Here is a 25,384-nt window from a genome sequence, read left to right as displayed (position 1 = left end):
GCGAGCGGACCTTGACCGAGGAGTCGGTGTCCTTGACGCCCTGCTCGAAGCCGGCCTGGAACTTCTTGATCAGCGGGGTCTCGACACCGCCGACGAAGCCGACGGTCTTCGACTTGGTCGCCTTGGCGGCGGCCACACCCGCGAGGTAGGAACCCTGCTCCTCGGAGAAGACGAGGTCCGCGACGTTGTTCGCCTTGACCGTCTCGTCGTCGACGATGCCGAAGGTGGTCTTCGGGAACTTCGCCGCGACCTCCTTGACGGCCGGCGCGTAGGCGAAGCCGACACCGATGACGGGGTTGTAACCCTGCTTGGCCAGCGAGGTGAGGCGCTGGATCTTGTCGGCGTCCGACTCGCCGTCCGAGGGCTCGACGTCCTCGCCGCCGATGTTCAGCTCCTTCATCGCGCGCTCCATGCCCGCGTAAGCAGCGTCGTTGAAGGACTGGTCGCCCTTGCCGCCGATGTCGTAGGCGATGGCGACGCCCTTGCCCTTGGAGTCGTCCGTGGACGAAGAGCCGGAGTCGGTGGACTTGCCGCCACAGGCGGCAAGGGAGACAGCGAGCGCGGTGGCAGCAGCGCCTGCAACCGCGAATCGGGACACCCGGTGCATGGGGAGGTTCTCCTTTGTGCAGCGCCTACATGACGCATGGTTCGCCGCAGCGTAACGCGCGTAGACAAAACTTAAAACCGCTGGGGAACACCCGTTATCGCTCTGTGCCAGGACTCACACCTTGCACCTTTTGTCCCATCTGCCAAAGCAATGCGCCGGACCAGCGGAAACAGCCGGTCCGGCGCAGTGGGTCATGCCGCGGTGACGAGGGGTGACGGGCCCGGCGGGCGTCGCGCGCGACACGAACCGGGCCCGTGACGGCCCAATGCGCGGTCCGCCACGGGTCCGAGGCGCGGGCCGGGACGGCCAGGTCCGGGCCGTCCCCGCGCCCTTCGTTCCGGGCCGTCCCCGCGTCCTTCGTTACGGCGTGGACTTGACGGTGATCGTGCCGTCCTCGATCGCCTTCTTGGCCTTGTCGACGGCCGCGACCACGTCGGTCATCTCCTTGTACGCCGGGTTGGAGTCGGACAGGCCCACCCCGCCGGCCTTCAGGTCGAAGCGCTGCTCGCCGCTGAGGGGCTTGCCCTCGACGACGGACTTGGTGAGGGCGTAGACCGCGCCGCCGACGTCCTTGGTCATCGACGTGAGGATGTACGCCTTCTGCTTGTCCAAAGCCTTCTGGTTGTACTGGTCGGAGTCCACGCCGATCGCCCACTTCTTGGCGTCGGCGGCGGCCTCGATCGCGCCCTGGCCGGCCAGACCGGCGGCGTGGTAGATCACGTCCGCGTCGGCGTCGAGCATGCCCTTGGCGGCCTCCTTGCCGAGGTCCGGCTTGGAGAAGCCGTCGAAGTTCGGCGGCTGCGTCAGGTACTGGCGCTTGATCTTCACCGACTTGTCGGTGTCCTGGACGCCCTGCACGAACCCGGCCTCGAACTTCTTGATCAGCGGGGTCTCGACACCGCCGATGAAGCCCACCGTCTTGGTCTTGGTCGCCTTGGCGGCGGCCACACCCGCGAGGTAGGAGCCCTGCTCCTCGCTGAACACGAGGTCCGCGACGTTCTTCTCCTTGACGGTGGAGTCGTCGATGATCCCGAAGGTGGTGTTCGGGAACTTCTTGCTGACCTCGCCGACGGCCTTCGCGTAGACGAAGCCGACGCCGATCACCGGGTTGTAGCCCTGCTTGGCCAGCGAGGTCAGACGCTGCACCTTGTCGGCGTCCGACTCGCCGTCGGAGGGCTCGACGTCGACGCCGCCGATCTTGAACTCGGCGCGGGCCTTCTCGTATCCGGAGTACGCCGCGTCGTTGAACGACTGGTCGCCCTGGCCGCCGATGTCGTACGCGAGGCCGATGCCCTTGCCCTTGTACGAGGTCGAGGCGCCCTTGTCCCCGCCGTTGTCCTCAGGCGTGTTGGCCTCTGTGCTGGTCTTGCCACAGGCGCTCGCCGCGAGAGCCAGGGCGCTGACCGCCACGGCCACTCTGGAGATCCCCGATATCCGCGATATCCGCCGCTTCTGCCGCACTGGAAGCACCCCTTCAATCCCCAACGCGCCGCTGACGGCGCCCCATTCGATGCGCGTGCGCACCGGTTTCGGCGCACAGTAACGCGCGTAGAAATGCGGGGGAACGGGGTTTCACGCGGCCGTTACCGAAACGTTCCGCGGCGGGCGGTGGGGCGTACGGGGGCCGACTCACCGGGCGGCCAGGCCCGCCCAGCACCGCCCGGCCCGGATAGGCCCAACCTCCGGTCCACGGTGGGGAGTTGGGGGCAGGGTGGGGATAGGGCACTGTGGGGCGGGGCCCTGGCAGGGTTGTGCGTGCCGCCCCGCGCGGCTGCGGGTGTCGACCTCCCCGAGCCCGCGGTCGGCGAGGACGGCCACCGGACCGCGGGCTTTGCGGCGTTCCGGGACGATGTCTGCGAGGGGCGGTGAGCGTCAGGGTCAGGCCGGCAAAGACGCGTCCAACAGCGCTGCTGCCGTGAAGAGTTCGACTCCTACCGTGATCGCCGACTCGTCCGCATCGAAGTCGCCCTGGTGCAGGTCGCAGGCGGTGCGGTCGCCCGGGGTGCGGACGCCGAGGCGGGCCATCGCGCCCGGGACGTGCTCCAGGTACCAGGAGAAGTCCTCGCCGCCCAGGCTCTGTTCGGTGTCCTCGACGGAGAGGTGGCCACGGCGGGCGGTCATGGCGTCGCGGAGCAGGTCGGTGACCGCCAGGTCGTTGACCACCGGGGGGACGCCGCGGATGTAGTTGATGGCCGATTTCGCGCGGTGCAGGTCGGCGACTTCCTGGATCGCCGCGTGCACCACGTCGGGCGCCGAGCGCCACGCGTCGAGGTCCAGGCACCGTACGGTGCCGGAGAGTTCGGCGTGCTGCGGGATCACGTTGGGCGCGTGGCCCGCCTCGATGCGGCCCCAGGTGACGGCGAGCCCGGCGCGGGCATCGACCCGGCGGGCGACGATGGCGGGGACGTCGGTGGCGACGCGGGCCGCGGCCGTCACGAGGTCGGTGGTCAGGTGCGGGCGCGCGGTGTGGCCGCCGGCGCCGTCGAGGGCGACTTCGAGGCGGTCGCAGGCCGAGGTGATGGCGCCGTGGCGCAGACCGATCCGGCCCGCGTCGACCTTCGGGTCGCAGTGCACGGCGATGATCTTCCCGACGCCGTCGAGCGCGCCCGAGGCGATCGCGTCCGCCGCTCCCCCGGGCAGCACCTCCTCGGCCGGCTGGAAGAGCAGCCGTACGGGGCGCGGCAGTTGACCTGCCTTGTCGAGCTCGGCGAGCACGAGGCCCGCGCCGAGCACCACCGTGGTGTGCACGTCGTGACCGCAGGCGTGCGCCCGGTCCGGCACCGTCGACCGGTACGGGGCCTCGGTCTTGGTGTCCGGAATGGGCAGGGCGTCGATGTCCGCGCGCAGGGCGAGCATGGGGCGCACGCCGTCCCAGGTGCCGATGTCGCATACGAGTCCGGTGCCGGTGTCGAGCACGCGGGGCGCAAGACCGGCCTGCTCGAGCCGCTTCTTGAGCGCGGCGGTGGTGCGGAACTCCTGATTGCCCAGCTCAGGGTGCATGTGCATATCGCGCCGGAAGGCGACGAGCTCGGCACGCAGCCGCTCGGGCAGCGTGCCGGGCAGAGCTGCCGCGACTGCGGACTCACCCTCTGGGGTGTCGGTCGTGCGGGACATCAATTGGTTCACCCTCGCAAGCGTAAGGCGGTGCAAGGGCCAACTGAGCCTCGATCAACAAAAGTTCAGCCAGATTGACGTAAGAAACTCGGTCAGGGTGCGCATGGTGGGTTGTGCGGGCGGGTATGACTTCTGGTTTGCCCGGGGCGGCCCTTGCGGCGACGCACCCGCTCCAAGGCTACCGGTACGCCCCTTGCGTACGCCTGGTCACGCCGTGCGCACCGACTGCAACCGGTGCACGTCGCGGGCCGTGCCCGTGACCCCCGACAGGAAGCCCTGGGCCCGGGGCGAGGCGCCCTCGGTCAGCCAAGCCGGGTCGATGTCGCAGACCGCGACCTCCACACCGGTGCCCGCGAGGGCCAGCGGCAGGGTGTGCACCACCGTGGACGGGAAGCTGAGGATGCGGTGGCCGATGGGGCCCCGGCGCGCGATGAGCTCCAGGGGAAGGTCCGGGCGGACGATCTCCAGACCCGTGACGGACGCCAACTCGTGCAGTTTCTCGGCCGATTCGCGGCGGTGGGCGAAGTAGCGGGTCGCGCCGTGCGCCGCGGCCAGGGCGCGGACCGCCTCCAGGTAGCGGGCGCCGTCCACGACGCCGGTCTCGACGAGGGAGGTACCGACCAGGTCCGCGCCCTTGGTGATCCGGGGCGGGCCGAAGCGGGTGCGGGTGAAGAGGAAGGTGTTCGGGACGACCGTGACGCCGGGCGGTGCCTCCACCGGCATCGAGGAGAAGACCTCGACCGTACGGTGGGCCGACGGGGTCAGGCGGCGGCGGGCCGAGGCCGCGAACGGCGCGAAGACCAGGTCGCGGGGGCCGGGCCGACCGCCCTTGCGGTGCCAGCGCACCAGGCGTTCCCCGCGGGCGAGTTGGGCGATGAACTCCATCGTCGCGGTGCCGTCGTCCACGATCACGAGGTCGCGGGCGCGGGTGAGGGTCAGCAGGAGCTGCACGTAGCGGGAGAAGGGGTCGCCGATGACGAGGCGGGGGGTGCCGCGCAGCAGCGGGGCGAGCCTGGTGATCGTCCGCAGCGGCGCCGTGCTGCCGCCGCGCGCCTCCTCCCAGCGGACCCCGTGGCCCTCGTCGCGGGCCAGTTCGGCCATGCGCCGCAGCTGGCCGCGGGTCATCGGGTCCGTCGGGGACAGGACGACGAGGGTGAGGTCCGCGGCCCGGCAGCCGTGCGCGTGCGCCCATTCCAGAACGTTCAGGACCTGCACCGGGCTCTCGACGAAGGCGAGGGTCGGCAAAGTGGCCCGCGAGGCCTCGGTGACCGGGAAGGCCTCAGTGACCGGGGAGGTCTGCGAGGCCTCGGTGGCCGAGGCGGCTTTCGAGGCAGAGGCGGCCGGGCCCGCCGCACCCGCTGCCGGGGCAGCGGACGCGGCGGGGCCGTGCGTGGACGTCATGACGTCACCGTGGGGGGTGGGGGTCCGTGGCCGGTCAGACGGCGACCGGCTCGCGGTCGCCGGCCTCGGCGACGACACCGGTGACGCGGCGCAGCTTCTTCATCGGGCCGAGCTCGGACTCGTAGACCTTCTTGACGCCGTCGCCGAGCGAGGCCTCGATGGTGCGGATGTCGCGCACGAGGCGGGTCAGGCCCTGCGGCTCCACGGAGGCGGCCTGGTCGGAGCCCCACATGGCGCGGTCGAGGGTGATGTGGCGCTCGACGAAGGTGGCGCCGAGCGCGACCGCGGCGAGCGTGGTCTGGAGGCCGGTCTCGTGGCCGGAGTAACCGATCGGGACGTTCGGGTACTCCTGCTGGAGCGTGTTGATCACGCGCAGGTTGAGCTCCTCGGCCTTCGCCGGGTACGTGGACGTGGCGTGGCAGAGCAGGATGTTGTCCGAGCCGAGCACCTCGACCGCGTGGCGGATCTGCTTCGGGGTGGACATGCCCGTGGAGAGGATGATCGTGCGGCCGGTGGCGCGCAGGGCGCGCAGCAGCTCGTCGTCCGTCAGGGACGCGGAGGCGACCTTGTGGGCCGGCAGGTCGAACTTCTCCAGGAACGCGACGGCCTCGGTGTCCCACGGCGAGGCGAACCAGTCGATGCCGCGCTTCTTGCAGTGCTCGTCGATGGCGCGGTACTCGTCCTCGCCGAACTCCACGCGGTGGCGGTAGTCGATGTAGGTCATGCGGCCCCAGGGGGTGTCGCGCTCGATGTCCCACTGGTCGCGCGGGGTGCAGATCTCCGGGGTGCGCTTCTGGAACTTCACCGCGTCGCAGCCGGCGTCGGCGGCCGCGTCGATCAGGGCGAAGGCGTTCTCGAGGTCGCCGTTGTGGTTGATGCCGATCTCGCCGGTGACGTAGACGGGGCGGCCGGGACCCGCGGTCTTCTTGCCGAGGGTGCGGAGGCGGGAGGTGCTGGTCATGGCAGGTGGTTCCTAACTGGGTTACAGGTAATGGGAGTTCAGAGGGAGGGGCCGAGGATCCAGCCGGCGATCTCCCGGATCGCGCCGTCGCCACCGTCCTGGGTGGTGATGGCGCGTGCGGCGCCGCGTACGACGTCGTGGGCGCTCGCGACCGCCACGGGCCAGCCGACGAGGCTGAAGCAGGGCAGGTCGTTGACGTCGTTGCCGACGTAGAGCACGCGCTCGGGCGCGATGCCCTGTTCCTCGCACCACTGCTTGAGTGCGAGGTCCTTGCGGTCGATGCCGTGCAGGACCGGGAGCTTGAGCTTCCGGGCGCGCGCGGCGACCACAGGGTTCTGCTCCGTGGAGAGGATCAGCATCTTCAGACCCGTCTTGCGCAGGGCCGCGATGCCGAGTCCGTCGCCTCGGTGCACGGTGACGAACTCCTTTCCTTCGGAGTCGATCAGCACCCGGTCGTCGGTCTGGGTGCCGTCGAAGTCGAGGACGACCGCGTCCACGTCCTCGCGTCCGGGCAGGGCGCCGGTGCGGCCGGCGTCCAGCAGCGGGGCGAGCGCGCGGGCGCGGGCGAGGTCGTGCGGGTCGTCGATCTCCAGGACCCGGGCGGGGTCGGTGCGGACGAGGTCCGTACGGCCGAAGAAGCGGTGCTGGTGCTCACGGAATCCGGGCACGGTCATCGCGTAGACCGCGCCGGTCTCCAGGAGGTCCTGGGGGCGGTCCTGGCGGCGCGGCCGGAAGGACTTGTCGTGGTTGACGCCGTGGCTGCCGCCGTCCGCGCCCTCCGCGCCGTCCGTCCCGTCCCGCCATACGAAGCCGTGGAACGGGGCGACCGTGTGCGCGGTGTCCGCGCCGCCGTCGACCACAGCGGCGGCCACCTGGTCCACGTCCTCGCGGGTGAGGAAGGGGCTGGTGCACTGCACGAGCAGGACCACGTCCATGGGTGAGCCGTGCAGCGCCTCGTGGGCGTCGAGCGCGTGCAGCACGGCGGCCTCGGAGCTCGCCAGGTCGCCGGAGATCTCGGCGGGGCGGCGCACCACCTCCGCGCCCGCGCTGCGGGCCACGGTCGCGATGGCGTCGTCGTCGGTGGACACGACCACGTCCGTCACGTGGCGCGAGGCCAGGCATTCGCGCACGGCGCGGGCCACGAGCGGCACACCGCCGACGGTCGCGAGGTTCTTGGCGGGCACGCCCTTGGATCCGCCGCGTGCGGGGATCACGGCGAGCACCCTGCGCAGCGCCGAAGAGTTCGTCATGGAGAGGTCTCCTGTGGACTGGAGGTGAGAGGTCGGGTCGCTCGGGGGCCCGCTCACGGCTGCACGCTCGGCTCCGCTCACAGCTCCCCCATCCGCCGGATCACGGGCGCCACGCGCTGGACGCCGTGCCGGTAGGCGCCGCGTGCGGCCTGCCGCACGATCTGGCGCACCGGGCCCGGCTCCTTCGCGGCGGCGGGCGCACCGGGCAGCGGGCTGCCGTCGGGGGCGAGGTGGTGGCGGGCGAGGATGCCGGGCAGATAGCCGGGTGCGGTGGTGAGCGTGTAGTACGGGGCGAGCGGCGGCAGTTGAGGCTTCGCGAGCAGGTCCGCGATGCGCGTACGGGCCCGGTCGAAGGCCGTCGCGTACGAGCCGTCGGCCGCGACGCCCTGCCGCGCCAGCCACTCCTCGTCCGGCTCGGGCACGAAGCCCTCGTCGAGCTGGGTCCAGGAGGCGAGGCAGCCGGAGCCGGTGAAGTGGTGGTTGCCGAGCGCCTCGCGCACCCCGAGGTCGGTGAGGACCGCGGTGGGGATGCGGCGGTGCAGGGCTTCGAGCGCGGCCGTGGAGCTGACGGTGACGAGCAGGTCGGTCCGGTCGAGCACCTCGCCCATGTGCCCGTACACCAGACGGCAGTTGGGCGGCAGCTCGTGGCGCTGCGCGAGCTTCTGGTACGGGTGCTCCTCGATGTGCGTGGTGTGCTCGCCCGGCTTGGAGCGCAGCTTGATCAGCACCTCGCGCTCCGGGTGCAGCTCGGCGTGCCGGATCATCCGCTTCAGGAGGTACGTGCGGTCGGCGCGGCTCTCCGGTACGGAGGGCTGGGCGGCGAAGCAGACGGTGTACGGCGCGCTGCCGGCCGCGTACGGCGCTCCCCCGAGGAACGGCAGCGCGCACTCCGTGACCGCGCCGGCGTCCGCGCCCACCCCCTCGTACACGGCACGGAAACGCTCCGCGTCCTGGCGGGAGTTGGCGAGCACCACGTCGGCGCCGTGCCGCAGGAGCAGTCCGTCGGCGAGCTTCTCGTAGACGACTCCGACATAGCCGGTGACGACCACGGGGCGCCGGGCGCGGCCCTGCCACACGCGGGCGAGCCCGTGCAGCATCGCCTGCACCGCACCGCCGACGAGCGCGAGGACGACCACGTCGTACCCCTCGAACTCCTCGTCCGACGGGCCGAGTTCCATGGCGCGCAGGAACTCCACGCCGGTGACCTCGCGGAGGTCGTCCACGCGCACGCCCACTTCGCGGAGCTGGCGTGCGGTGGGGGTGGCACGGCCGCGCAGGAGGAAGCCGTCCAGCCGGATGTCCGTTTCCTCCGCGCCTGCGAAATCCCGGGCACCCTCCGCCGCTACGATGCGCTGAGCGGTGAGTGCACCCCATTTCCAGCGGGTGTCGGAATCGGCGAGTACGGCAACTCGCTGCGTCTGCTTCTTGCTTGGCACGTCGCAGACGCTAGAAAGCGATTCGGGACTCGGGCCGAATCAAAAAACAACAGCGGGTTAACAGCGCGCCGACGAATGGCGAATCGGCCCAGGTCCCGGGCCGGTTCACATGATTGCCACGCTTCGTTCATCCCCCATTTCCGCGCGGTCAAGTCCTCATGAGGGCCGGACACCTAATGTCCACCGCGTGGTTAAGCTCTCCGTCATCGTGCCGTTCTACAACGTCCAGCAATACGCGCCCGAGACCCTCAGAAGCCTTATGGCGAACGCGCGTTCCGATTTTGAATTCCTTCTCGTGGACGACTGCTCCAGGGATGGGACACCCGCACTACTGGAACGCGCGGCCGAGCAGCTCCCGGGCGCCGTGCACCTCCGCCATGAGCAGAACGGGGGCCTGGCCACCGCCCGCAACACCGGACTCGACGCGGCGCGCGGTGAGTACCTGACCTTCCTCGACGGCGACGACTGGGTGGCCCCCGGCTACTACAGCCGGCTCGTCGCGGCGATGGAGCAGCTCGGCTGCGACTTCGTGCGCACCGACCATGTCCAGTTCACCGGCCGCGGCCGCACCATCCACCGGGTCCCGCACGGGCTGCGCGACGTGGTGATGCCGCCGCGCGAGGTGATCCTGCCGGCCCACCGCTCCACCTCCGTGGACTACGCGTTCGCGTGGGCGGGGATCTACCACCGCCGGCTGCTCGACAAGGGCGTGCTGCACTTCATGGACGGGCTGCGCACCGCCGAGGACCGGCCGTGGATCTGGAAGCTGCACCGCGAGGCCGAGTCCTTCGCGGTCACCGGTGAACTCGGGGTGTTCTACCGGCGCGGGGTGGCCACCTCGCTGACGCAGATCGGCGATGTGCGCCAGCTCGACTTCATCCGGGCCTTCGACCGGGTGCTCGCCGACACCGCCGAGGACCCCGAGGCCGGCCGGTTCCTGCCGAAGGCCGTGCGCACGTACTGCGCGATCATCGCCCACCACCTCGGCACCATCGACAAGTTCGAGCCCCAGGTGGCCAAGCGGCTCCGTACGCTCGCGGCCGCGGCGCTCAAGCGCATGCCGCAGGACCTGCTCGCCGACGTACTCGACTCCATGGACCACGAACGGTCCACCCAACTCCGCCGGCTGCGCAGGCGGCCGGTGCCCGCCGGGGAGGCAGCAGCCTGATGGCCGTCACCACACCGCCCGCGCCCGCCGTGCGCACGGCCGGAACCACCCAGCTCTTCTGCGCCTCCACGCTGTACGGGGCCGCCACGCTGGCCGCCGCGCTCGACGCGGACTGCTTCGCACCGGCCGGCCGGCGGGTGCTCGTGGTCTTCAACAACACGATGACGCCGGAGACTTCGACCCCGCTGGACGCGATGCCGGGCTTCGAGCTGCTGCGTCCGCGCTTCGACGAGGTGGTCTCGTACAACGAGGCGATCAGCCCCTTCCACCCGGGCGACTGGGCCCCGCGCGCGGACGATGTGCCGCTGTGGGAGCGGTACTTCCGAATGCTGTGGGACCTGGGTGAGGACCGCGTGGAGCTCGCGGTCGAGTCGATCCAGGTCAACCCGGCCCTAGCGTTCTGCCAGATCTTCCACGGCGCGCCGGTCCATGTGTACGCGGACGGCCTGATGAGTTACGGGCCCACGCGCAACAAGCTGGACCCGCTGACCGGCACCCGCGTGCGGCGGCTGCTCCACCTCGATCTGGTGGCCGGGCTCAAGCCGTTGCTGCTCAGCGAGTTCGAGGTCGAGCCGGAGATCATCCCCGCCGAGCCCTTCGTGAAGGTGCTCGCCGAACTCAGCGCTGCGCAGGGCGAGTTGGAGCTGCCCGGCGGCAACCCGGCGCTGCTGCTCGGCCAGTACCTCTCGGCGCTGAACATCCTCACGCCGGAGGAGGAGGAGAAGCTGCACGTCCAGATGGTCAAGGGGGCGTACGAGCGCGGCCACCGGCAGATCGTGTTCAAGCCGCACCCGTCCGCGCCCGAGCGCCAGGTGCAGTTGATCGAGGCGGAGGCGGAACGGCTCGGCGCCGAGCTGACCGTCCTGGACACCCCCGTGCTCGCCGAGGTCGTCTACCAGCGGATGCGGCCCGCCCTGGTCGTCGGCTGCTTCTCGACCGCGCTGCTCACGGCGCAGGCCCTGTACGGGATCCCGGTCGCACGGGTCGGCACGGAGCGGCTGCTCGACCGGCTCGCGCCGTACCAGAACAGCAACCGCATCCCGCTGTCGATCGTGCACGCCCTGCTCCCGGACGTGACCGACGCGGCGGGCGTCGAGGCACAGGAGGAGCAGGCGCGGCAGGACGACACCCGGGGCACTGGGGCGCCGAAGCCGGTCGCGGCGGACGCGGACCTGACCGGGCTGCTCACGGCGATCGGGTTCGCGATGCAGCCGCAGATCTACCCGGAGCTGCGGCCGGCCGCCGAAGTGTTCCTGGCCGGCCGAGGCGACGAAACGATCCGCACCTACTTCAAGCGCAAGCGCCTGACCGCGCTCGGGCTGCCGGGCGGGGTGCCCGCGCGCCTGGGCCCGCTCGTGCGCAATCCCGCCGCCCGGCGGGTGGTGCGCCAGGCGCGGGCGCTGCGCAGGGCGATGCTCAAGCAGCGCACCGGGTAGGCAGGCCCGGGGCCGGTGGACGGGAGGCGCCGGGTGCGACCGCCGGGCCGCACCCGGGTTCCCGCCGGCCCCGGGACGGGCCGCGCCCGGAATTCCGCGGGCCGCGGGACGGGCCGCACCCGGGCGCGGGTCCCGGGAGCGGAGGCGGCGCCCCGGTGAACCGGCGCCGGACAATGCGTGAACCGTTGCCCCGTGGGCCCGCTCACCTCCTGAAACACCTCTACCGTGCTGGAACGCGCGTACGAGAGAGTGCGCCGCGCAGCGAACTGCACTGCCGCCAAGGGGAATCACGTGACCAGCCTCGCCGTCCGACCGGCGCCGCCCGAGACCGACCCGCAGGCCGTCGAGGGCGCCCGGCCGGCGCGTCCCGCACGGCGCGGCGCGCGGCTGCGTGCCCTCGACGGCCTGCGGCTGCTCGCCGCCCTGATGGTGGCCGCGTACCACTACGGCGGACGCGGCGGGGAGATCACGGACGCCTGGGGCAGTTCGGCGAAGGTGCAATTCCCCACCGCGCACGAGTGGTTCGCGCTGGGCTGCCTCGGTGTGCAGATCTTCTTCGTGATCAGCGGGTTCGTGATCTGCATGAGCGGCTGGGGCCGCACGCTGCGCTCCTTCTTCGCCTCGCGCGCCTCGCGTCTGCTGCCCTCCTACTGGGCGGCGGTCGTCCTGGTCACGGCCGTCTTCGCGCTGCCGCCCGTGGTCTACAAGGCGGTGTCGCCCAGCGACTTCCTGGTGAATCTGTCGATGCTTCAGATGCCGCTGGGCGCGGACCGGGTGCTCGGGGTGTGCTGGACGCTGTGGGCGGAGATCCGCTTCTACGCGCTGTTCGCGCTCTGCATCGTGCTGCCGGGGGCGACGCGGCAGCGTGTAGTGCTGTTCTGCGCCGTGTGGACCTTGGCCGCGGCGATCGCGGACGCGGCGGACTCCGCGCTGCTCGACCTGGTCCTGATGCCCGAGTACGCGCCCTTCTTCATCGGCGGCATGGGCCTGTACCTGGTGTACCGCGACCGCAGGGACCTGACGGCCTGGGGCATCGTCGCGGTGAGCTGGCTGACCGGACAGCACTACGCGGTACGGGAGTTGTACCAGGCGCCCTCGGACGAGATCTTCGCGTACCGGCCCTCCCTCGCGATCATCGGCGTCGTCACGCTGGGCTTCGCGGCGGTCGCGGCCATCGCGCTGGGGTGGCTGGGCCGGGTGGACTGGCGCTGGCTGACCACGGCGGGCGCGCTCACGTACCCCTTCTACCTGGTGCACGAGCACCTGGGCTGGGTGGCGGTGCGCTTCCTGCACCGGGGCTTCGGGGTGCCGTCCTGGGCCACGTTCGCCCTCACGGTGGGCGGGATGCTGGTGCTCGCGTGGCTCCTGTACCGGTTCGTGGAGCGGTGGGCCACGCCGCTGCTGCGGGAGAAGCTGGGGCGGCCGTTCAGCCCTTCCGCTCGAGGGTGACCCCGATCCCGGCCACCACCGCGGCGAGGCCCTCCTCGAACCCGGTGTCGTGCTCGCGGAACATCGCGTCGCCGGCCGCCGACGCATGCGGGAAGGCGGCCAGGCGCTCGGCGCGCGCCTCCAGGTCGTAGCCCTCGCCACCGCCCGCCGGGTCCGGGCCCATGGCCTGCTCCTCGATCACGTAACCGATCGTGTAGCTGTACGCGGTGAGCCAGGCGCGGGCGGCCGTGCGCGGGGTGAAGCCCCCGGCGACGAGCGCGGCCAGCATGCGCTCCATCGGCTCGGCGTAGGAGGTGTCGGTGAAGCGGGTCCCGCTGTAGACCTTGGCGCCGTCGCGGTAGCGCAGCAGGTGGGCGCGGAGTCCGCGCATCGCTCCCGTGAGGGTCTCGCGCCAGTCACCCGAGGTCGCCGCGGCCGTCATGTCGGCCGTCATCCGGCGCAACATCTCGGTGGCCATCTCGTCGAGGAGCGCCTGCTTGTCCTTGAAGTGCCAGTAGAGCGCGGGCGCCTTGACGTCCAGCTCCTTGGCGATGGCGCGCAGGGACAGGCCGTCGAGTCCGACGTCGTTGAGCAGGCGCAGTGCGGTGTCGGCGACGCGCTGACGGTCGATCTTCGCGGGAGGCACGGGCTCATTGTGCCCCGCCCCGCTCCCCCTCTCCTGCCCTCCCCTCTCCTGCCCTCTCCTCTCTAACGTCGTTAAGGGTTGACTCCTTAACGCCGTTAAGTGCATGCTCGGACCGAGGGAACTTAACGGCGTTAAGGAGCAGGGGATGGCGACCGTACGGGACGAACTGCTGGACGTACTGATCGTGGGCGCCGGGCCCACCGGGCTGACGCTCGCCGTCGACCTGGCCCGGCGCGGGGTCCGCGCCCGTGTCGTGGAGAAGGAGCGCGGCCTCTTCCCCGGGTCGCGCGGCAAGGGGATGCAGCCGCGCACGCTGGAGGTCTTCCACGACCTCGGCGTGCTCGACGAGGTGCTCGCGGCGGGCGGGCCCGCGCCGGTGGGCATGGTGTGGGCCGAGGGCGTGCGGCAGGGCGAGCACGACCTGTTCGCGGGCGAGACCATCGCATCCACGCCCGCGGAGCCGTACGCCGGGCGGCCCTGCATGATCCCGCAGTGGCGCACCCAGGAGATCCTCCTCGCGCGGCTGCGGTCGCTGGGCGGGGACGTGGAGTTCGGGCGGGCCGTGACCGGTCTCGCGCAGGACGCGGACGGGGTGGCCGCCGCGTTCGGTGACGGGACGGCGGTCCGCGCGCGGTACGTGGTCGCCGCGGACGGCGGGCGCTCCACGGTCCGCCGGCTGCTCGGCACCGGCATGACGGGCGAGGAGGTCGACCCCGCCCCCGCGCTCGTCGCCGACGTACGGATCGCGCCGGCCGCCCTGGACCGGGACAACTGGCACTTCTTCCCTGCGTCCCCGGACGGGATGCTGACCCTGTGCCCGCTGCCGGGCACGGCGGACTTCCAGCTGATGGCCCAGTTCAAGGAGGGCAGCCTGGGCTCCGGCGAGAGTCCCGACACCTCCGCGGACGGCGTGCGCAAGCTGATCGCGGCCCGCACCCACCTCGCGGCCGAGGACGTCAACGAGGTCACCTGGTGCTCGGAGTTCCGCCCGCGCGCCGCCCTCGCCGACCGCTTCCGCGCCGGGCGCGTGTTCCTCGCCGGGGACGCCGCCCACGTCCACTCGCCGGCCGGCGGCCAGGGCCTCAACACCAGCGTCCAGGACGCGTACAACCTGGGCTGGAAGCTCGGCCGGGTGCTGAGCGGCCGGGCGCCCGCGGCCCTGCTCGACACGTACGAGGAGGAGCGCCGCCCGCTGGCCGCCGCGATGCTCGGCCTCTCGACGCGCATCCACCGCGGCGAGCAGTCCCGCGGCCGCGCCACCCAGCAACTGGGCCTCGGCTACCGGGACTCCTCGCTGTCGGTGGGCGCGGCGGGCGCGCTGCGGGCCGGCGACCGCGCCCCGGACGGCCTGGTCGACGGCCTGCGCCTGTTCGACCTGTTCCGCGGCCCGCACGCCACGCTGCTCGCGGTCGGCACGGACCTGCCGCCCGTCGAGGGCGCGGACGGGCTCCTGCGCACGGCCCGGATCAGCTCGTACGAGGCGTACGGCGACGGGCTGTTCCTCGTCCGGCCGGACGGGTACGTGGGGTGGGCGGGTCAGACCGCTGCCGGCCTGGCGGAGTACCTCACCCGCGTCTGACCGCAGGCCTCAGGTCACACGTACCTGGAAGCCTCAGCTCACACGCTGCTGAGCGACAGCTTCACCGCGAAGCCGATGAACAGCGCGCCCGCCGCCGAGGTCGCGCCCGCCGACAGGGCGCGGCGCCGGTGGAAGGCGGCGGCCAGCCTCGTACCGCTGAAGATCAGCAGCGACAGGTAGAGCGCGCTCGCGAGCTGGGCGAAGGCGCCGAGTACCACGAAGGACAGGGCCGGGTAGGCGTACGAGGGGTCCACGAACTGCACGAAGAAGGCGATGAAGAACAGGATCGCCTTCGGGTTGAGCAGGCTCACCACGAAGGCCCGGCGGAAGGGCCGCTCGCCCTTCTGCTCGGCCGGGGCCTCGTCCGCGGCCCGCTCCAGGCGCTCGCGGCGCGTGCGCCACATGGACCAGGCCGCGCGCAGCATGCCGATCGCGAGCCAGGTCAGATAGCCGGCGCCGGCGAACTTGACGATGGAGAACAGCAGCTCGTTGGCCTGGAGCAGGGTGGCCACGCCCGCCGCGGAGAGCGTCATGAGGACCGTGTCGCCCGCCCAGACCCCGGCGGCGGCGGTGTACCCGGCGCGTACGCCGCGACGGGCGGCGACCGACAGGACGTAGAGCGAGTTCGGACCCGGGAGCAGGACGATGACGATGAGTCCCGCGAGGTAGGTCGGCAGATCTATGACACCCAGCATGGGCGGAGTGTCGCACGAAAGGGGGATTGCGTTCACCGCCGTTTCGGATGACGGAATACGCCCCTCCGCTCACTCGGGGCGCATTGTGTGTCCGTGGGCACGGGAGCTCGCCCTTCATCCGCGGCCGACGGCACTCAGGACGCGTCCGTGGGCACATGCGTCCCCCACACCTCACGCAGCGCCCCGCACACCTCCCCCACCGTGGCCCCGGCGGCCAGCGCCTCCTTCATCGGGTACAGGACGTTCGCGTCCGAGCCGGCCGCCTCGCGCAGGGCCGTGAGCGCCCGCCGCACCGCCGCGCCGTCGCGCGCGGCCCGCAGCCGCTCCAGTGCCGCCCGCTGCCGCGCCTCGATCTCCGGGTCCACGCGCAGCGGCCGGTACGGCTCCTCCTCGTCGAGCCGGTAGCGGTTCACGCCCACCACCACGCGCTCCCCCGACTCCGTCTCCTGCGCGATGCGGTACGCGTGCCGCTCGATCTCCGCCTTCTGGAAGCCCTGCTCGATCGCCGCGACCGCACCGCCCAAGTCCTCGATCCGCAACATCAGTTCGCGCACGGCCGCCTCCATGTCGTCCGTCATCCTCTCGACGGCGTACGAGCCCGCGAACGGATCCACGGTGGCCGTGACATCCGTCTCGTACGCGAGCACCTGCTGGGTGCGCAGGGCGAGGCGGGCCGACTTCTCCGTGGGCAGCGCGATGGCCTCGTCGAAGGAGTTGGTGTGCAGCGACTGCGTGCCGCCGAGCACCGCCGCGAGTCCCTGCACGGCCACCCGTACGAGATTCACCTCGGGCTGCTGGGCGGTCAGCTGCACCCCGGCGGTCTGCGTGTGGAACCGCAGCATCAGCGACTTGGGATTCTCCGCGCCGAACTCGTCCTTCATCACCCGCGCCCAGATCCTGCGCGCCGCACGGAACTTGGCCACCTCCTCAAGGAGCGTCGTACGCGCCACGAAGAAGAACGACAGACGCGGCGCGAACTCGTCCACGTCCATTCCTGCGGCGAGCGCGGTCCGTACGTACGCGATGCCGTTCGCGAGCGTGAAGGCGATCTCCTGCGCGGGCGAGGCCCCGGCCTCGGCCATGTGGTAGCCGGAGATGGAGATGGTGTTCCAGCGCGGAAGTTCGGCGCGGCAGTAGCGGAAGGTGTCGGCGACCAGGCGCAGCGAGGGCTCCGGCGGGAAGATGTAGGTGCCGCGGGCGATGTACTCCTTGAGCACGTCGTTCTGGATCGTGCCCGTCAACTCGGCGGCGGGGACGCCCTGTTCCTCGGCGACCAGCTGGTGCAGGAGCAGCAGCACGGCGGCGGGCGCGTTGATGGTCATCGAGGTGGAGACCTCGCCGAGCGGGATCCCGTCGAACAGGACCCGCATGTCGTCCAGCGAGTCGATCGCGACCCCGACCTTGCCCACCTCGCCCTGCGCGAGCGGGGCATCGCTGTCGTGGCCCATCTGCGTGGGCAGATCGAACGCCACCGACAGCCCCGTCGTCCCGCTCGCGATCAACTGCCGGTAGCGGGCGTTGGACTCGGCGGCCGTACCGAAGCCCGCGTACTGGCGCATCGTCCAGGGCCGGTCCGTGTACATCGAGGGGTAGACGCCCCTGGTGTACGGATAGCGGCCCGGCTCCCCGAGCCGCTCGGCCGGGTCCCAGCCGGCCAGTGCGTCGGGCCCGTACACCGGCTCGATGGACAGTCCGGACTCCGACTCGCGCGGGCCCTTGTGCGACTCGCTCGCCATGGCCGTGTCTCCCTTCGGTAACGCATCGGAGATCCCGTAGGGCGTTCGCAACCAATCATGCGCGGGAATCATCTGTACGGGCACGCGACAGGTACGGGGCCTGGAGTGGTCTTGCGTGGTCTGACCTTGGGGGGACAGAAATGATGCGGAACGCCGTCATACGGAGAGTTCTCGCCGCAGCCGTGGTGGTGGCCGCGGCCGCGGGGTGCACGGTGTCGGGCTCGGCGGGCTCCGCTCCTTCCGAGCCGGCCGCGAAGCCCTCGAAGTCCGCGGACGCCAAGCCGCCGGCGAAGCCGTCCGGGACCGGTGAGCCCGACGGGCCCGAGGCGCAGAGCGCCGTCCTGAGCCCGGGCGACAAGGGCAAGAAGGTGCGCGAACTCCAGGCGCGGCTGCGGCAGGTGGCCTGGCTCTTCGAGTACCCCGACGGCTCGTACGGGGACTCGACCGTCAAGGCGGTCAAGGGGTTCCAGGGCAAGCGCGGGCTGCCGAAGACCGGCGAGGTCGACCCGGTGACGTGGGAGAAGCTGCTCGGGATGACCGCGAAGCCGGGCTACTTCGAGCTGTACGCGGGCGGGGACCAGCCGGCCGCGAAGCCGGATCCGCGGTGCATGACGGGCCGGGTGCTGTGCATCAGCAAGACCAGCCGCACCCTGGTGTGGATGATCGACGGCAAGGCGCAGCTCACCGTCGACGTCCGCTTCGGCTCGGAGCTGACGCCCACGCGCGAGGGCCAGTTCAAGGTGGACTTCAAGTCGCGCCACCACCACTCGACGCTCTACGACACCCCGATGCCGTACGCGATGTTCTTCAGCCAGGGCCAGGCGGTCCACTACTCCTCGGACTTCAAGGCCCGCGGCTACACGGGGGCTTCGCACGGCTGCGTGAACGTGCGGGACGAGGCGAAGATCGCCTCGCTCTTCGAGCAGGTGAAGGCCGGGGACAAGGTCGTCGTGTACTGGTGAGGTGCTGCTGGGCGCGCCGGTGAGGGGCGGCTCGGGAGAAGTGAAGGGCGCGGGCGGGACCGGGGGAACGTGTCCCGCCCACGCCAACTGCACAGAGCCCTGGGGTACGGGGGGAACCCCGGCTCGTGCACGCCGATGACCAGTCGGCTCACTTCTAACTGCGCCGGACCTCCGAAAAGTGTCACACCCTGGGGAGAACTTTTCGGGGCTGCTGCGTCAGTGCAGGTCAGAGGGGTGATGGAGGGGTTGTGGGCGGGGCGGGGAGCGCTCGGTCAGCAGACGAGGGGGACGGCTTGTCTGCTGCGGCCGGCTGGTCCGCCGGGGACGGTCGGTCGGCCGGGGTCGGCCGGTCCGGCGGGGTCGATCGGTCCGGCGGGGTCGATCGGTCCGCCGGGTTGAGGGTGACCGGGTGGTCAGGCCGTCGGGCCGAGGTGTCCAGGGCGACGGGACTGCCGGGACGGTCGGGGTGCCGGGCTGGGAGTCGCCGGACGGTCAGGGTGCCGGGGTCGATCAGTCCGCCAGGTTGAGGGTGACCGGGCGGTCAAGACGTCGGGCGAGGCGACCGGGCGACCGGACTGCCGACACGGTCAGGCTGCCGGACGGATAGGCGCCCAGGGTGGCCGGGCCGAAAGCGTCAGAGGTGGCCGGGACGCCCGAGCCGGAGGTCGTCGGGCGGTCAGGACGCCGGGGTCGAGGGCTCCGGCGACGGGTCGGGGACGGAGGTCGCTCCGGCGGCGGCCGCGTCCGTGGGGTTCGGCCGGGGGGCCGGGGCCGCGGGTGCGCTCGATGCGCCCGGGCCGCCTATGTCTCCCTCGCCGCCCTCACCGGAGCCGCCCTCTCCGCCTTCGCCGCCCTCGCCGTCGCCCGGGCCGCCGCCCGGCGCGCCGCCTTCCGCTCCGCCGTCGTCGCCGCCGCCCTGGCCGTTGCCGTCGCCGCCGCGGTCGTTGCCTCCGTCGAGGACCTTGTCGCAGTAGCGCCGGATCTCGCCGGGATCCTTCGCCGCCTCCTCGAGGCGCTTGCGGCGGTCGCCGTCGAGCGGCTTGCCCGAGGTGTAGTCCCGGCAGGCCTGCACGACGCGGGTGTACCAGTCGTCCTTGGACCACTCGCCACGCTCGCCGGAGCCGCTGCGGTCCCTGCTGCTCTCGTCGGAGCTCCCGCCCGGACCCTCGGACGAGCGGCCCGCGCTGTCGGGCTGGGTCGTGGTGGGGTCCGATTCCGCGTCCGTGGCGGGCTCATCCCCGGTGGCGTCGGGCGAGGTGACATCGGGCAGCGGCGTGGCCGGCGACTCGCTGACGCCCACGGACACGGAGGCGGCGGGGGCCGGCTCGTCGCCCCCGAAAGGGGTCGGCAGCACTCCGGTGCCGGCGGCCACGGCCACCCCGCCGATCGTGCAGGCGGCGAGCGCGGCGGCCAGACCGAACCGCAGGGGCCTGCCCCACAGGGTGCGGCCTGGGGCGGCATGGCTCCCCCTGCCGATCCGTACCGCCGCGGACGAGGACGTGACGGACGAGGACACGGCCGAGGCGGCGACTGAGGAAGCAGCGGCGGCCTGCCGCCCGGGCCCGACCGTGCGGAAGGCCGCCAACGCGGCCGATTCACCGGGAAGTTCCCCGGGCGCGGGGCCGGGCTCCGGGCGGGCCGCGTCCAGGGCCCGCGCGAGCCGCTCGGCCCGCGCCGCCGCGTCACCGTCGTGGCGGCCGTCGCCGTCGTGGCGGCCGTCACCGATGGCACCGAGAGGCTCGCCGCGCAGCAATCGCTCCGCGGCGTCCTTCGTCAACCACCGGTCGTACTCGTCCGCCATCACATGTCCTTCTGCGTCCGCATCCGTGAATGCGTCACACCGCCGGCCCGGCCGTGCTCCGCATCGTCGGGACGTTCGTGCGTGACCCCGTGCCGCCCGCGCGGGCCCGGGTGGTGGTGTCCGGCGCGCTGTCCGGGTACGCCGTCGAGGCCGCCGTCCGCCGACTGCCCGTCGGCGCCGAGGAGTTCGGCGAGGCGCTTCAGACCGCGGTGCGCGGCGGTACGGACGGCGCCGGGGCGTTTGCCGAGGGTGCGGGCCGCGCTCTTGGCGTCGAGGCCGACGACCACGCGGAGCACCACGGCCTCGGCCTGGTCCTGCGGGAGCTGCGCGATGAGCGCGAGGGTGTCGCCGGTCGCGAGGGCCTCCATGGCCTCACCGGCGGTGTCCGACTCGCCCGGTTTGCCGGTGAGTTCGGTTTCGTCGCCGCCGATCACGGGGCGGCGCCCCCGCATCCGTATGTGATCGAGCGCACGGTTGCGGGCGATCCGCGCCGTCCAGCCGCGGAAGCGGTCGGCGTCCCCCTCGAAGCGGTCGAGGTCGCGCGCGATCTGGAGCCAGGCCTCGGAGGTGATGTCCTCGGCGTCGAGGTCCCCGACCAGGGTGCGGACATAGCCGAGCAGCCGCGGATGCACCGCGCGGTACACGGTGCGGAACGCGGTCTCGTCCCCACCCTGTGCCGCGAGTACCGCGGCGGTCAGCTCCGCGTCGTCCCCCAGCAATGCCTCAATCCTGCCCATGTAGCAGCCCCGTGCGATCCAGCACGCTACGGCGTGAACGGGTGTCACGTCCATGTTTGTACAACGTGCAACTACAGGGTCACCGAGCGGGGTGTGACACAAACCGCACCCCCGACGCAGAACAGAATGCGGGCGTCTCCCCCCAAGGACCGCCCGCACACGGCGGCAGCCGGAGGCCTCTCCTGTGGGGGGTGGCGGCCTCCGGCTGTTCGCTTGCGGCTCTCCGTCAGGGGTGAGCGCCGAGCCGACCGGTCGGGCGGACAACACTGCACGCCGCGGACCGGCCTACGCGTCGAGCAACCCGCCGGCCATGTCGTCGGCCTCGACGACGAGGTGGGCGGGCGGGGCCTTCGCGGACACGCGTGCGCCGTAATCGGAGAAGCGGATCTCGCCGCCGGTCCCCAGCACCACGAACCGTAGGTACGCGGGCCCCTCGGCGGCGACGTACAGGGTGGTCTCGTCGTCGGCCGCATCCGTCAGCGGCACGACCTTCACCCCGCCCCGAACCGTCGGCTCCCCGGCCTGCACGCCCTCGGTCTCGCGCGGCAGCGTCCGCGCTCCCGTCTCGAGACTGCACTGCGTGCCGAACTTCCCCTGCGGATCCGGCATCTTCAGGAACTTGCCGCGGATCAGCTCGACCTTGGGCCCCACCTCCGCCTCGGTGGCGGGCCCGCGCCGCTCGGCCTCTTCGAGGATCTCGGCCAACGCCCGCTCCGTATACCGGATGTACACGGCCCCGGCGCCCTGCCGCCCCGCAACGACGACGACCTCGGCCCGCCTCATGGGCCCACCGTCGTACGTACCGGTGCAGTTGCCCTCCCGGTCCATGAGCAGGGAGGCCTTGCGGCCTGCGTCCGTACGCGTCATCCGTACGGAGTCGGCCTCCCTGAACAGCCGGAACGCCTCGGCGGCCAACTCTTCGCCACGCGCGCCCCCTCGCCCCTGCCCGGCCACCTTGCCGGCCTTCACCCCGGCCCGGTCCCGCCCGCCCTCCTCGGCACGGTCACGCCCGGGCGCACCCGCACACGACACGAGCAGCCCCGCCACCAGGCACAGCCCGAGCACCTTCCGCACCGTCACAACCGGTCCCATCGTCCCGTACCCCCGTCCCGGTTCCGCTCCGCCGCGACGCCCCTGTGCACCGCACCCGCACTCCTGGGCATACAGCGCCGCCCCGCAAGGAAACGTCACAGCATCCCCACCCGTACGGGCCGTCCGGAGGGGGCAACACCCGTCCGGAACACGGCACTTCACGAGGTACGGCGGTACCCCCGGTCGCAGTCGGGCCCACGGAGCCACCGGACGAGCCCCGCGGACCTACCGGACAAGCCCCGCAGACCCCCGTCGACAGCCGTTTCCCGCCCAAACAGCTGTGCCTCCCGTGACACCTGTGACGAATGCGCGCCTCCGCACGCTGGACAGCATGAAGCCCTCCGACGCATCTCCGATCCGTCGAAGGCCGAGAGCCTCCCGGACGGCGCGAGCGGACGAACGTCGCGAGCGCCGCGTGCCGGGAGCAGTCCGAAGGAAATCTGCGAGGGGTGGGGCATTGAGCCCGCGGAACACGGAACGTTCGAGACATGCGCGGCCCGAGCCGGCCAGTCATGCGTACAAGCCGCTGAGCATGAAGCGGCGGGCCTGGCTGACGCTGGCCGCGGTGGTGGCGAGCGGGGCGGGGATCGCCACGTACGCGGTGGCCGGCCAGACGGACGACAAGCCGGGCGGCGAGGCGCTGCGGGCGCGTGACGCGTCCGTGCGCACCATGGCGCTGGAGGCGCAGGGTGCCGGGCGCAAGGGGGTGGACCGGCAGGACACGCGTCAGTTCAGCAGCCTGATGCTCACCTGGGACAGCGCCAAGGCGAAGCTGGACGGCAAGGCGGAGGTCCGGGTCCGTTCGGTCGAGACGGGTGACTGGTCCGCCTGGCAGGTCCTGGAGGTGGAGAACTCCGCGGACGGCAGCGAGGCCAAGGGTGTGCGCGGCGGCACCGAGCCGCTGTGGACGGGCGGTTCGGACGCCGTCGAGGTACGGGTCACCGCAGCCGACGGCTCGACCACGGCCGGTCTGCCCAAGGGCATCGACCTCAAGCTGATCGACCCGGGTGTGACGCCCAGGGAGGCGGCCGCCGCCAAGACGCAGCTGGAACCGGCCGCGTTCGCGCTGCCCGCCGAGGAGACAACCCCGCCCGCGGGCACCCCGTCGGCGAGCGGAGAACCGTCGGCGAGCGCGGATCCGTCCGCGAGTACGGAGCCGTCGGCGCCGGCCACCCAGAGTCCGGCCCCCTCCGCGTCGGCGAGCGTCAGCCCGTCGCAGTCGCCCACCGCGTCCCCGTCGCCGACGGTCCCGGCGCCGCTGCCGTCCAAGGTGGCGCGGCCGCCGATCATCCCGCAGAGCCAGTGGGCCGACCCGGAGGTCGAGCACAACGGGACGCCCGAGTACAACGCGGAGATCAAGGCCGTCGTCGTCCACCACACCGGTGTGGACGTGGACAACAGCACGTCCTGCAAGGACTCCGCGGCGCAGATCCGCGCGCACCAGGAAGCCCACATCGCCAAGGGCTACTTCGACATCGGCTACAACTTCCTCGTCGACAAGTGCGGCCAGATCTTCGAGGGCCGCAGCGGCGGTGTGGACCTGCCGGTGAAGGGCGCCCACGACTACGGGTTCAACACCGACACGCTCGGCATCGCCTTCCTGGGCAACACGGAGACCGCTCCGCCCACCCGGGCCGCGCTCGACTCCATCGCGCGGATCGCGGCCTGGCGTCTGGGCCAGTACAACGTGAGCCCGAACAGCAATGTGACCCTGACCTCCGCAGGCGACCTCACCCAGGGCAACAAGATCGCCAAGGGCACGTCGATCACCCTGCCGCGGGTCTTCGGACACCGTGACACCAACTCCACGCTCTGCCCGGGCAAGGGCCTGTACGCGAAGCTGGGCCAGATCCGCGCCTTCGCCGCCCGCCCCGGCATCTCGCACGCCCTGCCCACCACCGACATCCGCCCGGCCGCCGGCACCCTCCGCGACGGTCTCGCCGAGCTCGTGGTCGGCGCCCCGCGCGCGTCCAGCGGCGGTTCGGTGATCGTGGCCCCCGGCCGTACGACGGGTGTCACGGCCTCGGGGCGGCTGACGCTGACGCAGAACAGCAGCGGCGTCCCCGGCGCCACCGAATCCGGTGACCAGTGGGGTCAGTCCACGGCCGTGGGCGATGTGAACGGCGACGGCTGGGGCGACCTGGTCGTCGGCGCCCCGGGCGAGGACGGCAGCGCCGGCTACGCCGACAGCGGCGCGCTCACGGTCCTGTACGGTCCTGGCCTGACCTCCGGCGCGTGGCACGGCACGATCTCCGGCCGCACCGTGACCGGCGCCCGCCTCGGCTCCGCCGTCGCCGCCGGCGACTTCGACGCCGACGGCAGGGCCGACCTGTTCGCGCTCGGCGAGGGCAAGTCCAGTACGGACGGCATGTGGTGGGCCTCGCACACCGGCAAGGGCCAGGTCTCCGGCACCGTCGCCACCGTGCCGGTCAAGTACACCGACGCCACGTCCGGCGACTTCAACGGCGACGGCTACGCGGACGTCGCGGCCACCTACGTGCGCACCGACACGGGCAAGGCCGAGGTCCGCTGGTTCAAGGGCGGCGCCTCGGGTCTCACGGCCGTCGGCAAGCTGAACATCGCGGGCGGACGCTCCGTCGTCGCCGCCGACTTCAACAACAACGGCTACGACGACATCGTCATCGGCCAGCCCTACACCGCCGAGTCGGGCGCCTACGCGGGCGGCCAGGTGACGATGGTGTACGGCACGTCCACCGGGTTCTCCGGCATCCGCACCCTGCACCAGAACACCTCCGGCGTCCCGGGCTCCGCCGAGTCGGGCGACGCGCTCGGCTGGTCGGTCTCGGCCGGCGACTACAACGGCGACGGCTGGATCGACCTCCTGGCCGGTGCGCCGCGCGAGGACATGACGCGGGACGGCAACCGGGCGGACGCGGGCACGACGCTGTTCTTCAAGGGCACGTCGACGGGCATCAACGGCGCGGGCACGGTCTCCCTCAGCCAGGACACCTCCGGGATGCCGGGCGCCACGGAGACCAACGACCGCTTCGGATCCGCCGTCTCGGCCGCCGACTTCACCGGTGACGGCAAGGCGGACGTCGTGGTCGGCGGCGACGGCGAGGACGCGGGCGCGGGCCAGTTCACCTTCGCCCCCGGCCGGTCCACGCTCACGTCGGTCACGGGCGGGCTCTACACCGGCAGCTCGCAGCTGGGCGCGTCGGCCACGGCCCACATCGGCGACAACATGGCGCCGTAGGACGGTCGGTACGACGGACGACGCCCGCCGTGCTCCCTGGTGAGGGGGCGCGGCGGGCGTCGCGTTGCCAGGCCCTTCCGCGGGCCGTACGGCCCTTCGCGCGTCGTCAGACCCTCCC

The 25,384-nt window shown here is 72.1% G+C and carries 19 protein-coding genes; 6 read left to right on the top strand and 13 right to left on the bottom strand.

The features are described 5' to 3' along the window. The 7 genes from BLT97_RS25430 to BLT97_RS25400 form a co-directional block, all read right to left on the bottom strand. A partial coding sequence (locus tag BLT97_RS25430; RefSeq protein ID WP_143041385.1) for a BMP family lipoprotein occupies nt 1-607 on the bottom strand: 607 nt, incomplete at its 3' end. A 360-nt stretch (nt 608-967) separates the two neighbouring features. Continuing rightward, the gene (locus BLT97_RS25425) at nt 968-2,050 is read right to left on the bottom strand and encodes a BMP family lipoprotein (protein ID WP_093614124.1); all 1,083 of its coding nucleotides are present in this window, start codon (nt 2,048-2,050) and stop codon (nt 968-970) included. A gap of 435 nt (nt 2,051-2,485) precedes the next feature. Next, nucleotides 2,486-3,721 carry an amidohydrolase gene (locus BLT97_RS25420; protein WP_093614058.1) on the bottom strand — a complete coding sequence of 412 codons (1,236 nt, stop codon included), beginning with the start codon at nt 3,719-3,721 and terminating at the stop codon, nt 2,486-2,488. A gap of 207 nt (nt 3,722-3,928) precedes the next feature. Beyond that, on the bottom strand, nt 3,929-5,122 hold the full coding sequence (locus BLT97_RS25415) for a hypothetical protein (protein WP_245769538.1): 1,194 nt from the start codon (nt 5,120-5,122) through the stop codon (nt 3,929-3,931). 34 nt (nt 5,123-5,156) lie between these two features. After that, nucleotides 5,157-6,083: an N-acetylneuraminate synthase family protein gene (locus BLT97_RS25410; protein WP_093614056.1), complete on the bottom strand. Its 927-nt coding sequence runs from the start codon at nt 6,081-6,083 to the stop codon at nt 5,157-5,159. 38 nt (nt 6,084-6,121) lie between these two features. Further along, nucleotides 6,122-7,333 (bottom strand): acylneuraminate cytidylyltransferase, encoded by a 1,212-nt coding sequence (locus tag BLT97_RS25405; RefSeq protein ID WP_093614054.1) that lies wholly within the window; start codon nt 7,331-7,333, stop codon nt 6,122-6,124. Between the two features lie 77 nt (nt 7,334-7,410). Beyond that, entirely contained in the window at nt 7,411-8,769 is a 1,359-nt protein-coding gene (locus BLT97_RS25400; protein WP_093614052.1) for a DUF6716 putative glycosyltransferase, read from the bottom strand. Nucleotides 8,770-8,956: 187 nt separating this feature from the next. On the opposite strand from BLT97_RS25400, the gene BLT97_RS25395 reads away from it, so the two are divergent. From BLT97_RS25395 to BLT97_RS25385, 3 genes are all read left to right on the top strand, one after another. Beyond that, the gene (locus tag BLT97_RS25395) at nt 8,957-9,937 is read left to right on the top strand and encodes a glycosyltransferase family 2 protein (RefSeq protein ID WP_093614050.1); all 981 of its coding nucleotides are present in this window, start codon (nt 8,957-8,959) and stop codon (nt 9,935-9,937) included. Further along, on the top strand, nt 9,937-11,373 hold the full coding sequence (locus tag BLT97_RS25390; RefSeq protein WP_093614048.1) for an alpha-2,8-polysialyltransferase family protein: 1,437 nt from the start codon (nt 9,937-9,939) through the stop codon (nt 11,371-11,373). The genes BLT97_RS25395 and BLT97_RS25390 overlap by 1 nt, the downstream gene beginning before the upstream one ends. A 291-nt stretch (nt 11,374-11,664) precedes the next feature. Then, on the top strand, nt 11,665-12,822 hold the full coding sequence (locus BLT97_RS25385; RefSeq protein WP_093614046.1) for an acyltransferase family protein: 1,158 nt from the start codon (nt 11,665-11,667) through the stop codon (nt 12,820-12,822). Here BLT97_RS25385 and BLT97_RS25380 read toward each other — a convergent pair. Continuing rightward, entirely contained in the window at nt 12,800-13,447 is a 648-nt protein-coding gene (locus tag BLT97_RS25380) for a TetR/AcrR family transcriptional regulator C-terminal domain-containing protein (protein ID WP_245769537.1), read from the bottom strand. The two genes, BLT97_RS25385 and BLT97_RS25380, sit on opposite strands and share 23 nt — an antisense overlap. A 145-nt stretch (nt 13,448-13,592) precedes the next feature. Between BLT97_RS25380 and BLT97_RS25375 the strand changes: the two genes are divergently transcribed. Then, nucleotides 13,593-15,026 (top strand): FAD-dependent monooxygenase, encoded by a 1,434-nt coding sequence (locus BLT97_RS25375; RefSeq protein ID WP_093614042.1) that lies wholly within the window; start codon nt 13,593-13,595, stop codon nt 15,024-15,026. Nucleotides 15,027-15,064: 38 nt separating this feature from the next. Here the strand turns inward: BLT97_RS25375 and leuE are convergent, their stop codons facing one another. Both leuE and BLT97_RS25365 read right to left on the bottom strand, forming a co-directional pair. Further along, nucleotides 15,065-15,721: a leucine efflux protein LeuE gene (gene leuE, locus BLT97_RS25370; RefSeq protein WP_093614040.1), complete on the bottom strand. Its 657-nt coding sequence runs from the start codon at nt 15,719-15,721 to the stop codon at nt 15,065-15,067. A gap of 134 nt (nt 15,722-15,855) precedes the next feature. Beyond that, nucleotides 15,856-17,457, bottom strand: a complete 1,602-nt coding sequence (locus tag BLT97_RS25365; protein WP_093614038.1) for an acyl-CoA mutase large subunit family protein — start codon at nt 17,455-17,457, stop codon at nt 15,856-15,858. A 143-nt stretch (nt 17,458-17,600) separates the two neighbouring features. Here BLT97_RS25365 and BLT97_RS25360 point away from each other — a divergent pair, with 143 nt between their 5' ends. After that, nucleotides 17,601-18,419, top strand: a complete 819-nt coding sequence (locus BLT97_RS25360; RefSeq protein ID WP_093614120.1) for a L,D-transpeptidase family protein — start codon at nt 17,601-17,603, stop codon at nt 18,417-18,419. Between the two features lie 676 nt (nt 18,420-19,095). Here BLT97_RS25360 and BLT97_RS25355 read toward each other — a convergent pair. The 3 genes from BLT97_RS25355 to BLT97_RS38930 all read right to left on the bottom strand — a co-directional run bounded on the left by BLT97_RS25355 (nt 19,096) and on the right by BLT97_RS38930 (nt 22,049). After that, nucleotides 19,096-20,220, bottom strand: coding sequence for a hypothetical protein (locus BLT97_RS25355; protein ID WP_093614036.1), 1,125 nt, complete (start codon nt 20,218-20,220; stop codon nt 19,096-19,098). After that, nucleotides 20,220-20,939 (bottom strand): RNA polymerase sigma factor, encoded by a 720-nt coding sequence (locus BLT97_RS25350; protein ID WP_093614034.1) that lies wholly within the window; start codon nt 20,937-20,939, stop codon nt 20,220-20,222. The genes BLT97_RS25355 and BLT97_RS25350 overlap by 1 nt, the downstream gene beginning before the upstream one ends. Nucleotides 20,940-21,242: 303 nt before the next feature. Next, nucleotides 21,243-22,049: a hypothetical protein gene (locus tag BLT97_RS38930; RefSeq protein WP_143041384.1), complete on the bottom strand. Its 807-nt coding sequence runs from the start codon at nt 22,047-22,049 to the stop codon at nt 21,243-21,245. A 532-nt stretch (nt 22,050-22,581) separates the two neighbouring features. Between BLT97_RS38930 and BLT97_RS25340 the strand changes: the two genes are divergently transcribed. After that, the gene (locus tag BLT97_RS25340; RefSeq protein WP_093614030.1) at nt 22,582-25,266 is read left to right on the top strand and encodes an FG-GAP-like repeat-containing protein; all 2,685 of its coding nucleotides are present in this window, start codon (nt 22,582-22,584) and stop codon (nt 25,264-25,266) included. Nucleotides 25,267-25,384 lie beyond the last annotated feature (118 nt).

The sequence above is a fragment of the Streptomyces indicus genome (assembly GCF_900100315.1).
GTDB lineage: Bacteria > Actinomycetota > Actinomycetes > Streptomycetales > Streptomycetaceae > Streptomyces > Streptomyces indicus.
The sequence above is the reverse complement of the archived record's forward strand: the minus strand, read 5'-3'. Positions and strand labels throughout refer to the sequence as shown.

Bases quoted from the DNA above. Each gene is read 5' to 3' on its own strand.
- BLT97_RS25420 (WP_093614058.1), bottom strand. From the start codon at position 3,721: ATGTCCCGCACGACCGACACCCCAGAGGGTGAGTCCGCAGTCGCGGCA.
- BLT97_RS25415 (WP_245769538.1), bottom strand. From the start codon at position 5,122: ATGACGTCCACGCACGGCCCCGCCGCGTCCGCTGCCCCGGCAGCGGGT.
- BLT97_RS25410 (WP_093614056.1), bottom strand. From the start codon at position 6,083: ATGACCAGCACCTCCCGCCTCCGCACCCTCGGCAAGAAGACCGCGGGT.
- BLT97_RS25405 (WP_093614054.1), bottom strand. From the start codon at position 7,333: ATGACGAACTCTTCGGCGCTGCGCAGGGTGCTCGCCGTGATCCCCGCA.
- BLT97_RS25390 (WP_093614048.1), top strand. From the start codon at position 9,937: ATGGCCGTCACCACACCGCCCGCGCCCGCCGTGCGCACGGCCGGAACC.
- BLT97_RS25375 (WP_093614042.1), top strand. From the start codon at position 13,593: ATGGCGACCGTACGGGACGAACTGCTGGACGTACTGATCGTGGGCGCC.
- leuE (WP_093614040.1), bottom strand. From the start codon at position 15,721: ATGCTGGGTGTCATAGATCTGCCGACCTACCTCGCGGGACTCATCGTC.
- BLT97_RS25365 (WP_093614038.1), bottom strand. From the start codon at position 17,457: ATGGCGAGCGAGTCGCACAAGGGCCCGCGCGAGTCGGAGTCCGGACTG.
- BLT97_RS25360 (WP_093614120.1), top strand. From the start codon at position 17,601: ATGCGGAACGCCGTCATACGGAGAGTTCTCGCCGCAGCCGTGGTGGTG.
- BLT97_RS25355 (WP_093614036.1), bottom strand. From the start codon at position 20,220: ATGGCGGACGAGTACGACCGGTGGTTGACGAAGGACGCCGCGGAGCGA.
- BLT97_RS38930 (WP_143041384.1), bottom strand. From the start codon at position 22,049: ATGGGACCGGTTGTGACGGTGCGGAAGGTGCTCGGGCTGTGCCTGGTG.
- BLT97_RS25340 (WP_093614030.1), top strand. From the start codon at position 22,582: ATGAAGCGGCGGGCCTGGCTGACGCTGGCCGCGGTGGTGGCGAGCGGG.